Source organism: Desulfotalea psychrophila LSv54 (assembly GCF_000025945.1).
In the GTDB taxonomy this organism is placed as follows: domain Bacteria; phylum Desulfobacterota; class Desulfobulbia; order Desulfobulbales; family Desulfocapsaceae; genus Desulfotalea; species Desulfotalea psychrophila.
The window spans coordinates 1,012,202-1,026,652 of sequence record NC_006138.1; the positions used below are offsets into that span (position 1 = coordinate 1,012,202).

15 protein-coding genes and 1 pseudogene are annotated in these 14,451 nt (G+C 45.5%); 11 read left to right on the top strand and 5 right to left on the bottom strand.

Going from position 1 to position 14,451, the window contains the following annotated elements:
• Positions 1-312: 312 nt before the first annotated feature.
• Positions 313-2,025, top strand: coding sequence for a 30S ribosomal protein S1 (locus tag DP_RS04525; RefSeq protein ID WP_011188142.1), 1,713 nt, complete (start codon positions 313-315; stop codon positions 2,023-2,025).
• A gap of 128 nt (positions 2,026-2,153) precedes the next feature.
• Positions 2,154-2,438, top strand: coding sequence for an HU family DNA-binding protein (locus DP_RS04530; protein ID WP_041277621.1), 285 nt, complete (start codon positions 2,154-2,156; stop codon positions 2,436-2,438).
• Here DP_RS04530 and DP_RS04535 read toward each other — a convergent pair.
• Positions 2,422-3,033, bottom strand: coding sequence for an L-threonylcarbamoyladenylate synthase (locus tag DP_RS04535; RefSeq protein ID WP_011188144.1), 612 nt, complete (start codon positions 3,031-3,033; stop codon positions 2,422-2,424). The two genes, DP_RS04530 and DP_RS04535, sit on opposite strands and share 17 nt — an antisense overlap.
• Before the next feature lie 331 nt (positions 3,034-3,364).
• Between DP_RS04535 and guaB the strand changes: the two genes are divergently transcribed.
• The 9 genes and pseudogenes from guaB to rnhA all read left to right on the top strand — a co-directional run bounded on the left by guaB (position 3,365) and on the right by rnhA (position 11,802).
• Positions 3,365-4,834, top strand: a complete 1,470-nt coding sequence (guaB, locus tag DP_RS04540) for an IMP dehydrogenase (protein WP_011188145.1) — start codon at positions 3,365-3,367, stop codon at positions 4,832-4,834.
• 83 nt (positions 4,835-4,917) lie between these two features.
• On the top strand, positions 4,918-6,468 hold the full coding sequence (gene guaA / locus DP_RS04545) for a glutamine-hydrolyzing GMP synthase (RefSeq protein ID WP_011188146.1): 1,551 nt from the start codon (positions 4,918-4,920) through the stop codon (positions 6,466-6,468).
• Positions 6,469-6,553: 85 nt separating this feature from the next.
• Entirely contained in the window at positions 6,554-7,318 is a 765-nt protein-coding gene (locus DP_RS04550) for a LabA-like NYN domain-containing protein (protein ID WP_156792209.1), read from the top strand.
• 28 nt (positions 7,319-7,346) lie between these two features.
• Positions 7,347-8,189 carry a mechanosensitive ion channel family protein gene (locus DP_RS04555; RefSeq protein WP_011188148.1) on the top strand — a complete coding sequence of 281 codons (843 nt, stop codon included), beginning with the start codon at positions 7,347-7,349 and terminating at the stop codon, positions 8,187-8,189.
• A 74-nt stretch (positions 8,190-8,263) separates the two neighbouring features.
• The gene (locus tag DP_RS04560; protein WP_041277622.1) at positions 8,264-9,298 is read left to right on the top strand and encodes a phosphotransferase enzyme family protein; all 1,035 of its coding nucleotides are present in this window, start codon (positions 8,264-8,266) and stop codon (positions 9,296-9,298) included.
• Between the two features lie 180 nt (positions 9,299-9,478).
• Positions 9,479-10,492: pseudogene (gene tgt / locus DP_RS04565) on the top strand (tRNA guanosine(34) transglycosylase Tgt).
• Positions 10,386-10,607: a tRNA-guanine transglycosylase gene (locus tag DP_RS19120; RefSeq protein WP_407637894.1), complete on the top strand. Its 222-nt coding sequence runs from the start codon at positions 10,386-10,388 to the stop codon at positions 10,605-10,607. The pseudogene tgt and the gene DP_RS19120 overlap by 107 nt, the downstream one beginning before the upstream one ends.
• 64 nt (positions 10,608-10,671) lie before the next feature.
• The gene (gene yajC / locus DP_RS04570; protein ID WP_011188152.1) at positions 10,672-11,004 is read left to right on the top strand and encodes a preprotein translocase subunit YajC; all 333 of its coding nucleotides are present in this window, start codon (positions 10,672-10,674) and stop codon (positions 11,002-11,004) included.
• A gap of 75 nt (positions 11,005-11,079) precedes the next feature.
• On the top strand, positions 11,080-11,802 hold the full coding sequence (rnhA, locus tag DP_RS04575) for a ribonuclease HI (RefSeq protein ID WP_041278351.1): 723 nt from the start codon (positions 11,080-11,082) through the stop codon (positions 11,800-11,802).
• Positions 11,803-11,836: 34 nt separating this feature from the next.
• Here rnhA and DP_RS04580 read toward each other — a convergent pair whose 3' ends face one another.
• From DP_RS04580 to DP_RS16635, 4 genes are all read right to left on the bottom strand, one after another.
• Entirely contained in the window at positions 11,837-12,193 is a 357-nt protein-coding gene (locus DP_RS04580) for a hypothetical protein (RefSeq protein ID WP_011188154.1), read from the bottom strand.
• 48 nt (positions 12,194-12,241) lie between these two features.
• Positions 12,242-12,604: a hypothetical protein gene (locus DP_RS04585; RefSeq protein ID WP_011188155.1), complete on the bottom strand. Its 363-nt coding sequence runs from the start codon at positions 12,602-12,604 to the stop codon at positions 12,242-12,244.
• A gap of 171 nt (positions 12,605-12,775) precedes the next feature.
• Positions 12,776-13,609 carry a bifunctional DNA-formamidopyrimidine glycosylase/DNA-(apurinic or apyrimidinic site) lyase gene (gene mutM / locus DP_RS04590; protein ID WP_011188156.1) on the bottom strand — a complete coding sequence of 278 codons (834 nt, stop codon included), beginning with the start codon at positions 13,607-13,609 and terminating at the stop codon, positions 12,776-12,778.
• Entirely contained in the window at positions 13,588-14,343 is a 756-nt protein-coding gene (locus tag DP_RS16635; protein ID WP_011188157.1) for a 4'-phosphopantetheinyl transferase family protein, read from the bottom strand. The genes mutM and DP_RS16635 overlap by 22 nt, the downstream gene beginning before the upstream one ends.
• Positions 14,344-14,451: the final 108 nt, after the last annotated feature.

The window sequence follows — 14,451 nt, forward strand, 5'->3', positions numbered from 1 at the left end:
ATTTTTCTTCAGCTTTTGTTCTTGCTTTTGGCTACCTAAGGCATTGTCCCTAGGGCCTAACCTTATATCGTGAGGATAAAAAAATTCTTGTTTTTAGTGTAAGAACTTGTTGTGTTATCGACATTAACTTGCTATAAAGTGATGTTTAGTAGTAGGCATTTTTTGTTTTCCTATAGAGGAAGGTAAAAAATATTTTCGAGGTTTTTACCCGAAGGGGGCAATTACCTCTTCATAATTTCGTCTTTCGAGGAAATGTTTCTTTGAAAAACGGCAACCTTAATTAGTGTGGCCATGTGGCCTTAAAGTGAACCCATGACAGAAGACATGAAAATTAGCGGACAAGAGTTAAGCTTTGCGGAACTCTTCGAAATGGAAGAAAACAATAAAGTTGTCGAAGTTGGTGATGTTGCCATTGGAACCATTATTGGTTCTGTCGATGACCACTTTCTCGTAGATGTTGGTGATAAAGCAGAGAGTTATATTGCAAAATCTGAATTCCGCCTAGAAGATGATACCGAGGTAGTTGTCGGCGATACTTTTGAAGTGTTCGTAGAACGCCGTAAGGAAGAAGGCGGACTACTTCTGTCACGTGAAAAGGCCATTGCTATTAAGGTTTGGGAAGACATCGCCAAGATCCAAGAAGAAGATAGCACCATCGAGGGTCGTATCGAGAGCCGTGTTAAAGGCGGTATGTCCGTTGATATCGGCGTACCTGCATTCTTGCCATACTCTCAAATCGATCTCCGTCCGGTTAAAGACCTCGACGCGCTTATCGGTGAGAGCCTTGAATTCAAAGTACTTAAGTTCAACAAGAAGCGTAACAACGTTGTTATTTCACGTCGTGCGATTCTTGAGGAAGCACGTAACAAACTTCGTGAAGAGATGCGTTCCAAGCTCGAAGAAGGTCAGATCATCAAAGGTGCTATTACCAATATCACCGATTACGGTCTCTTCATCGATATGGGCGGAATGGACGGACTCTGTCACATCACCGATCTTTCCTGGGGCCGTGTATCTCACCCTGCGAAACTCTACAAAGTTGGCGAAGAGCTTGAAGTTAAAGTTCTTAAGTACGACAAAGAGCACGATCGTGTATCCCTCGGTGTTAAGCAACTTCGTGACGATCCATGGGCAACCGTTGTTGACCGTTACCCAGTAAGCCAGCAGGCAACCGGTAAGGTTGTTTCTATCACCGATTACGGTGTTTTCGTAGAGCTTGAAGAGGGCGTTGAAGGCCTTATTCACGTATCCGAGATGACTTGGAGCAAGAAGCCTCGTCACCCATCTAAGATGGTTGCAGTAGGTGATGAGATCGAAGTAATGGTTCTCAACATCGAGACCGAGACCAAGCGTATCTCCCTCGGTATGAAGCAGCTTCAGCCTAACCCATGGGATCTTGTAACCGAGAACTACCCAGTAGGCTCTATCATTGAAGGCAAGATCAAGAATATCACCGACTTCGGTGTATTCATCGGTATTGAAGAGGGCATTGACGGTCTGATTCACGTATCTGATCTTTCTTGGACCGAGCGCATCAAGCATCCTACCGAGAAGTATGCAAAAGGTGAGATGATTCAAGCTGTTGTTCTTAAGATCGACAAAGAAAACGAGCGTTTCTCCCTCGGTGTTAAGCAGCTTATCCCTGATCCATGGCAAGAGGCTTACAACAACTACCCATCCGGTACCGTTGTTGAAGGCGAGATCACCAACGTTACTGACTTCGGCGTATTTGTTAAGCTTGAAGAAGGAATCGAAGGTCTTGTTCACGTTTCTGAGATCAGCAAAGACAAGATCAAAACTCCAGTAGGCATGTACCAGGTTGGCGATACCCTTAAGGCTATCGTAATCAACGTATCTGCTAAGGATCGTAAGATCGGTTTGTCTGTGAAGACCCTTGAAGGCGAGGACGAAGAGGTAGTAGTAGAGAAGTTCAAGAAGGCAGAGAAAGTTGCTTCTGAAGCAGCTCCTTCTACCTTCGGTGACCTGCTTAAGGCCGCTGCTGTAGGTACTGACTCTGAGCAGTAAGATTTGCTAGAGAGTTATTAAACAAAAAAGGTTGTTTTGCTCTTGGTAATGGGTAAAACGACCTTTTTTTTATATTTTGTTCTATTTCCTGAAGTTTTTTTCAGGTAACTCATGGTGTAGTGAAGAGAATGTTAAAGAAAGATATTATCGATAGTGTAAGTGAAGAGCTGTCCATGCAAAAGCAGGATGTAAGTGTTGCAGCAGATGTTATCCTTGAAACGATTTCCAATGCACTTGCACGTGATCGTCGAGTGGAGCTACGAGGTTTTGGTAGTTTTTCTGTACGCAGCCGTAAGCCGCGTACAACCAAAAATCCTCGTACAGGTCAGGTGATGGATATTCCTGAGCGCAGAACACTGCACTTTACCATGAGTAAGTCGCTGAAAGAGTCTCTTATTAGCGATATGGACTAACATCACCTTTACCGACTCGGAGTATTTCGGGTTGGTCGGTGGTGAGATCGATTACGGAGGATGGATCAGGATAGATTGATCCTCCGTCTATGATAATATCAATTCTATTACCAATGGCGAGATCAATTTCGAATGGATCAGCTAGGGGCTCGTCGTCTTCTCCCAGTTGAACACTGGTATTGACAATGGGATTGCCAAGAGCAGTTATAAGTGCTTGGCTTATGGGGTTATCGGGTACTCTAATACCCACAGTCTTCTGTTTGGTTGCCATTACCTTGGGTACGAGTTTGCTACCCGGAAGAACAAAGGTATATGGCCCTGGCAGATTTTTTTTAAGCAATCTGTAGGCAGTATTAGAGACATGCGCATATTCACTGATGTGGGTGAGTCCCGAGCACATAAATGAAAAGGGTTTGTTTTTTGGCCTTTTTTTGAGTTGCATCAAGGCTTTGACTGCGCGCTGGTTTAACAGATCGCAGCCGATACCATAGCCGGTATCTGTAGGGTAGCAGATAATGGCACCCTGTTGCAGTTTTTGGACAACTTGCTTTATCAGCCTATCCTGTGGATTGTATGGATTAATTTCAAGTAGCATGGTGGTAACCTATTCATTGGTCTATTACGGTTATTCGTAAGAGGGGTAATGGGTAAAGGTACAAGTTAGGTTTTCTTTAAATCTAAAATGTATCGGAGTTTTTTTCTGTATATCATAGTTATATAGCTCATAGTAGAGTAACACGAAATATATTACTATCATATAGAGATATCTACTGAGAGTAGAAACAGTAAGTGGTATGTGAGATGCCGTTTGGCCTGTCTTTTAGGGTAGCTGTATCTTTTATAATTACCCGTTGGACGTGGAATGCCGCTACTACATTTTGTAGTAGTTTTTTCATATAAGAACACCCTGAAATAAGGAGGGGAACATGTTGCCTGATAATATTGAAACAGCCTTAACCTTTGATGATTTACTTTTGGTACCCTGTGCATCAGAGGTTTTGCCGAGTGAGGTAAGTCTTGCTACGCGACTTACAGATACCATCCTGTTGAATACCCCTCTTGTTAGTTCAGCGATGGATACTGTAACTGAGCATCGTGCCGCGATTGCAATGGCACGAGAAGGCGGCATTGGTATTATCCACAAAAATATGACCCTTGATCAGCAGGTACTTGAGGTCGAGAAGGTCAAGAAGTCTGAATCGGGAATGATCATTGATCCTGTAACTGTGGACCTGCATCAGTCTGTTGGCGAAGTACAGAAAATCATGTCGAGCTATAAGATTTCTGGTCTGCCCGTACTGAAAGATGGTAAACTCGTCGGTATCGTTACAAACCGTGATCTTCGTTTTGTCTCAGACAATGACCTGCGTGTTTCCGAGGTTATGACTAGCAAGAATCTGGTTACTGCTCAGGTGGGTATTACCCTGGAGCAATCCAAGGCTCTGCTTCATGAGCACCGTATTGAAAAGCTTTTGGTTGTTGATGATGATGGCGCTCTCAATGGTCTTATTACCATTAAAGACTTAGAAAAAATTAAAAAATATCCACTTGCAGCTAAGGATAAGCTTGGACGTTTGCTTGTTGGGGCGGCCATGGCTGTTGGTGGTAATATTGAAGAAACAGCCGCCCGTCTTGTTGCGGCTGGAGTTGATGTTGTTGTTCTTGACTCAGCCCATGGTCACTCCAGGGGTGTTATTACAGCCGTTGAGCGGGTAAAAAGTGCATTCCCTAACCTCTCTGTTATTGCGGGTAATATTGCTACGGGTGAGGCAGCTGAAGACCTTATCAAGGCCGGTGCCAATGCGGTAAAGGTAGGCGTTGGACCTGGTTCTATTTGTACTACCCGTATTGTTGCAGGTGTAGGTGTTCCTCAGATGACTGCTTTGCAAAAATGTGTTGAGGTGGGTAATAGATACGGAATTCCTATTATTGCCGATGGTGGAATTAAGCACTCCGGTGATGTGGTGAAGGCCATTGGTGCAGGTGCAAGTACCGTTATGATTGGTAGCCTCCTGGCGGGTACCGAAGAGACTCCCGGTGAGACCTTTCTTTATCAGGGACGTACCTATAAGGGATATCGTGGTATGGGTTCTCTTGGCGCCATGAGTCAGGCCGAAGGATCTGCCGATAGATACTTTCAGTCCGAGGTAAGTGCTCCTGGTAAGTTGGTTCCCGAGGGAATTGAGGGTAAGGTTCCCTATCGTGGGCCTCTTGGTAGCGTTCTCTATCAGCTTTTTGGTGGGCTTCGCTCTGGTATGGGCTACTGTGGTGCGGAGAGTATTCCTGCCCTGCAGCAAAGGGCGAAGTTTGTTCGAATCTCTGCTGCGGGTCTGCGTGAATCTCATGTTCACGATGTTGTCATCACCAAGGAAGCACCTAATTATCACACGGCATAGTTATAGCTTGAGATGCAACCGGAGCAACTGCCCCTGCTGATATTCGGTGGGGGCCGAATTAACAAAATATACGGAAACAGACGATGGATATTCATAAGGAAAAAATCATTATTCTCGACTTTGGTTCACAGACCACTCAGCTGATTGCTAGACGGGTGCGTGAAATGAAGGTTTACAGTGAAATTCACCCATTTTCTCTACCTCTGGAGAAGTTAAAGGAGCTGAACCCGACCGGAATAATTCTTTCTGGTGGCCCATGTTCTGTTTACGATGATGATGCACCGCATTCCGATGCGGGTCTTTTTGAGTTGGGTGTGCCCGTATTCGGTATCTGTTACGGCGCTCAGTTGATGATTCAGCAGCTTGGCGGCAGTGTAGAAAAGGCAGAAAAACGAGAGTTTGGTAAGGCCGAGATCCAGATTCTCAACGATAGTGACCTCTTTGCCGGTCTTGATGTAGCCAGGAGTCACCAAGTATGGATGAGTCACGGTGATCGTGTTGAGGTTATCCCTGACCAGTTTGAGGTAAGTGCAGAATCTGCCCACTCTCCCTATGCAGCTCTGCGTCACAGGTCAAAACCATTTGTTGCCGTACAGTTTCACCCGGAGGTTGTGCACAGCATTATCGGTACTGATCTGTTGAGAAACTTTGTCTTTGGCCTTTGTAAATGTCAGGCAACCTGGACCATGCAGGGTTTTATCGAGTCCAATGTTGCGGCTATTAAAGAGAAGGTGGGCGATGCCCATGTTATCTGTGCCCTTTCAGGTGGTGTTGATTCCTCCGTTGTGGCGGCGATGATTCACAAGGCCATTGGCTCTCAGTTGACCTGTGTTTATGTAAACAACGGTCTCATGCGTATTGGTGAGTCCGAGGGTATTATCAAGTTCTTTAAAGAGAATACCGATCTTCACCTCATTGATGTTGATGCCAGCGATTATTTCCTGGGTAAACTTGAAGGTGTTACTGATCCTGAGGTTAAGCGTCAGCATATCGGTCTTGGCTTTATCAAGATCTTTGAGGAAGAGGCACATAAGATTGATGGCGATGTGAAGTTTCTTGCTCAAGGAACTCTCTATCCCGACGTGGTAGAGTCTGTCTCTTTTCGTGGTGCAGCACCTATTAAGTCTCACCATAATGTAGGCTGCCTGCCCGATATCATGAAGCTTAGTCTTATTGAGCCCCTTCGTGAGCTCTTCAAGGATGAGGTGCGTGAGCTTGGTGTAGAGCTTGGTCTGCCCGATGAGGCGGTTCATCGTCAGCCTTTCCCTGGTCCTGGTCTTAGTATTCGTATCATGGGCGAGGTAACTCCCGAGCGTTTGGATATCGTCCGTCGTGCTGATGTTATCGTCCTGGATGAGATGAAAAAGCATGGCTACTATAACAAGGTATGGCAGTCATTTGCCGTGCTTCTGCCTATCCAGACAGTCGGCGTAATGGGTGACTTTCGTACCTATGAGCATGTTGTTGCCCTGCGGGTAGTTGATTCTCGTGATGCTATGACCGCGGATTGGAGCCGGGTACCCTATGATATTCTTGGTGATATTTCCACCAGGATTATTAATGAGGTGCGGGGAGTTAATCGGGTTGTCTACGATATCTCTTCCAAACCACCTGCAACGATAGAGTGGGAGTAGTATTGAGTTAGTTAAAAGGCCTTTTCTGCTGTGCAGAGAGGGCCTGCCCTTTTTCAAGCTAGTGTAAACCTCTATGTATAATGATATGCTAAAAACTGGAATCTATGTAGATGCTGAAAATATCCGTATGTGCGGTGGTTACGGCATGCGATATGACGTTTTGGTAGAGCTTGCCGGTTCGGGTAATGCAGCTCTTTTACGGGCGAACTCCTATGTGGCAGAGGATCGGGAACGGACAAAAGACGATGCTGAATATCGCCATAAATTATACCGTTATCACGATGTTCTTCGTCAGTGTGGTTTTAAGGTTATCAAGAAATTCGTCAAACACTTTGTTGATGATGAGGGAATCCTTACCACCAAGGCCAATGCCGATATGGATCTTGCCATTGATGCCCTGCTTCAGGCAAGAAATCTCGATCGAATAATCCTCTTAACCGGTGATAGTGACTTTATCCGTCTTATACTGGCCCTGCAAAATATGGGTTGTCGGGTGGAGGTTATTGCCTTTAAACATGTGAGCCAGGAGCTGAAAGAGTGTGCCGATAATTTTCTTTCCGGTTATCTGATCCCGGGGCTTCTTCCCTTTACCACGGGTGGCGATCATAACAGGCAGCGTGGTATCCCCATTAACTACAATGCTGAACGTGGTTTTGGTTTTATGCGCTACTATTCAATGAACGCTGAGGGTCTGCTCAATGCCGAGTCGGTCTTTTTTCACTGTTCAAAGGCCCCTGATGCAAACGATGCGCTTTTTCTTGATTCATCCAATATTTTTGAATTCAGCATTGTGCAAAATTCGGATAATGGTCGCACTGAGGCCAGTGATATTCGTTGGCTAGAGGTGTAATTAATTTATAAGGAGGAGGGGTGACAGAATGGTTGATGCTACTCAGTTAGAATTTTGGCTTGGCAAATTTCAAGTGTTGATGATGGACTATGGGGTGAAAATTCTTACGGCTCTGCTCATCGTTCTCTTGGGACGTTGGCTGGCAAAAAAAATTACTAACATTGCTCTAAAGCTTATGACGCAAAGGGGCGTCGAGATTACCCTGTCCCGTTTTTTAGATAATATTATCTACTATACCCTGCTCGCCATGGTGCTCATTACCGCCCTTGGTCAACTGGGGGTGCAGACCGCCTCTTTTGTTGCCATTTTGGGTGCTGCCTCTCTTGCCGTAGCTCTTGCCCTGAAGGATTCTCTCTCTCATTTTTCCAGTGGGGTTATGCTCATTCTCTTCCGTCCATTTAAGGTGGGTGATTTTGTTACGGTCAGTGGAGAATCGGGTACAGTTGAGGCCGTTACCATATTCAATACCGTTCTTAAGACTCCCGATAATCAGCGTAAGATTATTCCAAATGGCCAGGTCTATAATTCCACCATTACCAATGTTACGGTTAATCCCACCAGGCGGGTTGATGTCACCGTGGGCATTGGTTATGACGATGATATTCGGGCGGCAAAAGAGGTACTTGAGGGTCTTTTGGCTAAACATGATAAGGTGTTTAGCGATCCGGCCCCACTTGTTGCCGTGAGTGCCCTTGGTGCCTCTTCGGTTGATTTGGTCACCAAGTCATGGGTGAATACCTCGGATTATTGGACGGTTTATTACGCACTGACAGAAGAGATTAAACTTGCCTTCGATGAGGCGGGAATTTCTATTCCGTTTCCGCAGCAGGACGTACATCTTTTTACCAATCAGGCAGAGCAGAAGGAGTAGTTGTTAAAGACCTCTACCTTGGGTAGAGGTCTTTTCCTGTGGCTGTACCCCAGCTTTTATGGAGAGCGTTATTGGTGTTTGAGAAGAGTGTTGAATTTGTTTTAAGAAGATATCTGGGGCCAGAAGAACTTGAAGGGCTGATTCTTACTTCGTTGGGCAATGGCCGGATAAACGATACTTACCTGGTGGAAAATATCAGAGAACCCTGGGTGCTGCAGCGCATTAATGCTGAGGTCTTTGCGGAACCTGCCGTTGTTGCCATGAATTTTATAGCGATAAGTCGTCACCTTAATGCAAGAGTCGATAAGAAATACCAGTGGCCACGGCATATTCCCAGTCTGACAGGTGATCCCTTTGTCCATGACCGGTCAGGTGATGTCTGGCGTTGCCAGACTTATATACCTTCCTCTAGCCTTCTGCCTAGCAGGCAGAGTATCTCTGCCATGGGGGCGGCTCTGGCCGCTTTCCACAGGGCTCTAGTGTCCATGGATAGAGAGCTTATACAGGACCCCCTTCCAGGTTTTCATAACCTTCCTCTATATTTAGAAGAGTATGGTAGTCAGCCCCCCTCGCGGGAGGAAGCCTCTTTACGCTGTGCCCAGCAGCTGGAGCGGTTTCGAGTCCCGGCCCTCCTCTTTGCGAAGGCCTTGGAGAAGGAGGCCCTGCCGTGCCAATTTATTCATGGTGATCCTAAGCTTGATAATTTTCTCTTTGACCATGAGGGCAGGGTACTTTCCCTGATAGATCTTGATACCGTCTACTGGGCAAGTCCTCTGGTGGATATTGCCGACGCCCTTCGCTCTCTGCAGAGTCCGGCTGGTGGTTGGGCTATGGCTGTAGATTTGCATTCCTGTCAAATGTTTCTTCAGGGCTATTTGGCTCTTAAAGTGGATATTTTAGCAGGAAGGGAAAAGAGTTATCTCTTTGATGCCCTGTTGGCCATTAGCTATGAGTTGGCAGTGCGTTTTTTTACCGATCATCTGGCTGGTGATAGGTATTTTAAGGTAGAGGAGCATGGTGATAACCTTCGCCGGGCAGAGGAACAGTTTGCCCTGGTTGAGGATATTTTTCTTAAGGAGCTGAGCTTGAGAACTCTATTCCAGTCATAACTCTTTACCTATACCTTGGTGGCGTTGTATGGTAAAAGAGCCTTTCTGGGAAGAGGTTGTTTTGGTGGGAACCTTAAAAAACACTTTTTCTCCACCTTGGAGTCAGCGTTGACCTGAGCTTTATTGAAAGTTATAATTTTAAAGGCTCCTTGTAATAAAAAAATATGAGAAAGAATAGATATGGAAAAGAAGAAGAGTCCCTTTACTCTGCATAATAAGTCCACCCAGTGTCAGGCACGACGGGGTGAGGTGGCGACCAAACATGGTGTTTTTCAAACACCTGTTTTTATGCCTGTTGGTACGCAGGGGACAGTAAAGGCGGTAACACCGGAAAACCTTAAGGACCTTGGCGCTCAAATTATTCTTGGTAATACCTATCATCTCTTTATTCGTCCAGGTCATAAGCTGATCGAAAAATTTGGTGGTTTACATAAGTTTATGAATTGGGATGGTTCGATCCTTACCGATAGTGGTGGCTTTCAGATTTTTAGTTTGAAAGAGCTGACCAAGATTACCGAAGAGGGTGCGGCCTTTCGTTCTCACATTGACGGGGCAAAGCTCTTTTTGAGCCCGGAAGGTGCCATAGATGTTCAGCAATCGCTGGGTTCTGATATTATGATGGCCCTTGATACCTGTATTCCCTATCCTTCTACCCGTGAAGAGACTATTAAATCCACCAATCTGACAACTCGTTGGGCCAAGAGATGTCGGGAGGCGCATACCAAGCGTGATCAACATCTCTTTGGTATTGTTCAGGGTGGTATGCATTACGATCTGCGGGCGGAACATGCAGCATCTCTTATTGATATTGGCTTTGATGGCTATGCCATTGGCGGTCTCAGTGTTGGTGAAGATAATCAGGTGATGTACGATACCACCGAAGCCACCATTCCTCATCTTCCAGAGGATTATGCCCGCTATCTTATGGGGGTTGGTACCCCGGAGGATCTTATCGAAGGTGTATGGGTGGTATTGATAGTTTGACTGTGTTATCCGACCCCCAATGCCCGTAATGGCACCTTTTTTCCCTCGAAGGGTAAGTTTATCATCAAAAATGCTCGCTATCGGGAGGATCCGCTTCCCCTTGATGAACAGTGTACCTGTTATACCTGTCGAAACTATTCTCGTGGCTTATGTGCGTCATCTCTTTCAGTGCCGGGAGATACTCAGTTATCAGTTGAATACTATTCATAATTTGCATTATTATGTAAACTTGATGGCTGGTGTCCGTGAGGCAATTGAAAAAGATCAATTTGCCGAATTTAGAAGGAATTTTTATAGCCAGCGTGAGCCGGAAGTATTATCTTAGGGCTTGAAAGTATGTTGTTTAAAGCTCTTATATACAAAAAATTTTACCTGTTAGGAGAGACATTATGGTAGGAGTAGCCCATGCAGCCACAGGCGCTGGAGTAGCTGGAGGATTAACCTCTTTTATCCCGCTTATTTTGATATTTGTTGTTTTTTATTTTTTGCTTATCCGTCCTCAGCAAAAACAGGCAAAGCAACATCAGCTTTTTTTGAGTGAATTGAAAAAGGGACAGAAGATTCTTACCAAGGGTGGCATTTATGGCACCATTACGGCTTTGAATGACAATGTCATTACCCTTGAAATAGCAAAGGATATAAGCATCAAGGTTTCCCGTGATGCTGTTGCCGGTGCCGTTGATAGAAGTGGTGTTCTTGAGGGTCCTAAGGGTAAGAAGTAATCTTCTACTCGATTGATACTGGAGGCAGAGGGTTATTATGGCCTTTTGCCTCTTTTTTTTTATGAAAATATGACCATGGCAACAAAGAAAAAATTTTATGCGATAGCCGTGGGCAGAACGCCCGGAATTTATACTGATTGGGCCACGGCTGAAAAGGAAGTACGGGGCTTTGCCGGGGCAAAATTTAAGGGTTTTGCCACTAAAGCGGAGGCGGAGGCGTGGAGGGAAAACCCTCTCTATACCTCTGCCAGGGGCTCTGGTGAAACCGTTAAAACAGCGAAGGCATCGAGCAGAGCGAAGGTGGTTTATCCTATAACTGGAGTTGAGGATAGAATACTTATGTACACGGATGGTGGTTGTTCGGGTAATCCGGGCCCGGGTGGATACGGTACGGTTATCTTGGATGGTGACAAGCGCATTGAACTGAGCGGCGGTTATCGTCGGACCACCAATAATCGGATGGAGATGATGGCCTGTATTGCCGGTCTATTACGGCTTGGAGAAACTAGTAAACCCATCTCTATTTATTCAGATTCACGTTATGTGGTTAATTCTATCAGCAAGGGGTGGGCAGCCGGTTGGCGTAGGCGCGGTTGGCAGAAGGCCGATGGAAAACCTGCCTTGAACGCTGATCTGTGGAAGATTTTTTTGTCTCTCTGTGAGGACAATCAGGTGAGCTTTTATTGGGTGAAGGGACATGCGGGCCATGAATTCAATGAGCGTTGTGATCAGCTTGCCGTCAGTGCCGCTGCTGGGGGTGATCTTGCTGTAGATGCCGCCTATGAGGCCTTAGCTTAGAGGTATCTGCCCTGTAAGCAGGGCAGATGTTATTTTAAAGAGAAAAAGACTGGGCTTGAGCTACCTCAATGGCAAGCTGGGCCCTTGCCTCGGAGTTCATGGTAAGATTATTCTCTTCACACCAAGCGGGGAAGGTTTCGGGGTCGATAAAGACCTTGATGACTTGGTCTCCCTCTGCCTCAACCTCCTGTTTTTTTGCTTCGGCTCTTTTCAGCCAAGCCTGATAACTCTGTGGTAGCAGTTCTGCGTCATTAAAGAGGCTCATCAGGGTGTCCCAGTGTTCCTCTTTGTACCAAACCATTGCCTGGATGCTGGCATCTTTGTTGGCAATGTTTTCTTGAGCTTTTTCAGTTGTCTTGCCTGGTTTGTCAAACATTTTTTTCTTAGTCATGATAACGCCTTTTTGGGTGCTATTAATCTGAGACAGTGCCGATGGGTACTAGTCTGTTATTTTTTTTTTGACTATTTCTAAATATTCGATGAACTTTCCATTTCTTTTTGCAAATTCAATTTCATCACGGGTCGAATCACCGATATAACCACCCCTGTTGATGATAAAAATTTCGTCGGCAAGTTTCATCTTATGTCTGTGTAGTTGAGCTAAGAGCTTGATCTGTTCCGGACTTAGCGGGGTGCCATCAGCTTGAGAAAAAAACGCTAGAGTGAGAACAATTCTTCCCTTAAGGGTTTGTTCTCGTGCCACTTTTTCGAAGTCATCCTTGAAGCGAGTTGAGCCGCAGAGGCACATAATAGTGGGTCTGAAGTTGTCTTGGTTTGTCATCTGTTTTTGTATCGACCCCATGGTGGTGGGTCGTCCTTTTATACTCAAAATCACGAGATATATTTTATATATACTATTTTAAAAAATAAGCTTAAAAGACTGTCAGCTAAAAGAGAATAAAAATTTTACCTGAAAAATATTTTTAATGATGTCCTGTGAAGTCAAACGTTTTTAGCTTTGTTACCTTGAGGCTTATAATCGTTGGCACGAGGGGCAAAAGAAGCTGGCTCTACCGCCTATCTTTTCGGATGAAATGGGACCTTGGCAGTGAGGGCAGGGAAGACTTTTTTTTCCGTAAACCTTAAAGTTCATTTGGAAGTATCCCTGTCCGCCTTTGGCATTAACGAAATCACTGATGGTTGATCCTCCGCAGTCAATGGCGTGTAGCAGTATCTGCTGGATGCATCGTGCCAACTTTTCCCACTCCTCCTGTTCTATGCTCTGCACGGATCTTGCCGGGTGGATAGCCGCCTTGAAGAGGCTTTCGTTGGCGTAAATATTGCCGATACCCACTACGATATGACTATCCATTATAAAGTTTTTAATGGCGAGGCTTTTGCCCTCTGCAGCCCGGCGGAGATAGTCGGCAGTGAATGTCTCGCCCAGTGGTTCAGGGCCTAACTTCTGATAGAGACTCTCTTGAAGCATTCTGCTCTTGCCGGCCGGTAAAAATCGGATAGAACCAAAACGACGGGTGTCATTATAGCGAAATTCCTGATTATTGTCCAGCCTGCACCAAAAATGGTCGTGCTTTGCCCGTGCTTGTTCTTTAGGGAAAACGCCGAGCTGACCTGTCATTCCCAGATGGAGGACGAGGATGCCGCCGTCATTGAGGAATATGGAGATATATTTCCCTCGACGCTCCAACCGGGTGATCTCTTTCCCCGAGGCATCTCTGTTAAGCTCAGGCAGGGGTAGTGGTAGTCGTAGTTGCTTGCCACTACCGCCGACAGCCACGATTGTTCGTCCGCAGATAAGGGGACTTATACCTCTTAATATGATCTCTACTTCTGGTAGCTCTGGCATAGCGCACCTCCGCTCTGCTTAGAATTCAGGAGGCAAAATGCCAGGGCGTAGTTGTCCACCAACTGGATACCAGCACTGTATACTGTAGCTTCTTCTATCTCCTTGCAGTGGAGTTGAAAGACTTCTCCTTCATTCTCTCTCTCTATGCTCTGCAGTCGAATTTCAAGAAAACCAGGCATGGGCCCGGTGGCAGTTACTGCCTTTTGCAGGGCCTCCTTGGCAGCCCACAGTTTTGTTAGCTGAATAATAAATGGATCTTCACCCTGTTGGAGGAGCTCCATTTCACCCCGGGAGCAAAATCTCTCTGCTACCCGTAGCAGGGTCTTTTCAGCCCTTTGAATATCAATTCCGCAGGGTCTTTCAGCAACAAGACTAATGGCGTAGTCCCGGCTATGTGATATGGATATATCGAGGGAAAGGTGGCCTGGGCTATTGAAGTAGGGTCGGCCATCTTCCCGGTTAAGAATTTCAATTTCTGCAAGCGATATGAGGATATTATCTTTGTTGTGAAGATATTCTTGAATGGCCTTTTTGCCAGCAAATCTGCCGGAGAACCATTCGCATCTTCTCTTATTCAGTTTATATCCCTCTAGCTGTTTTTGCTCTTTTTTGGTAAGCACTGCGAGGCATATTTTCTCTGCGGGGAAGAGTTCTGTGATAAAACCTGTAGGGCTCGGGGCCATTTTATCTTGAATAAAATTGCTTAATTGGCGAGAGAAAATATTTTTGTCCATGGGGATGAAGCTCTCTTTACATTTGATAATTAATAAAAAACTTGCAGTGGAGAGTGGCTCTCGGCTCTAATAGAAGTAGTCTTATTATATAATTAACATATTTGATAT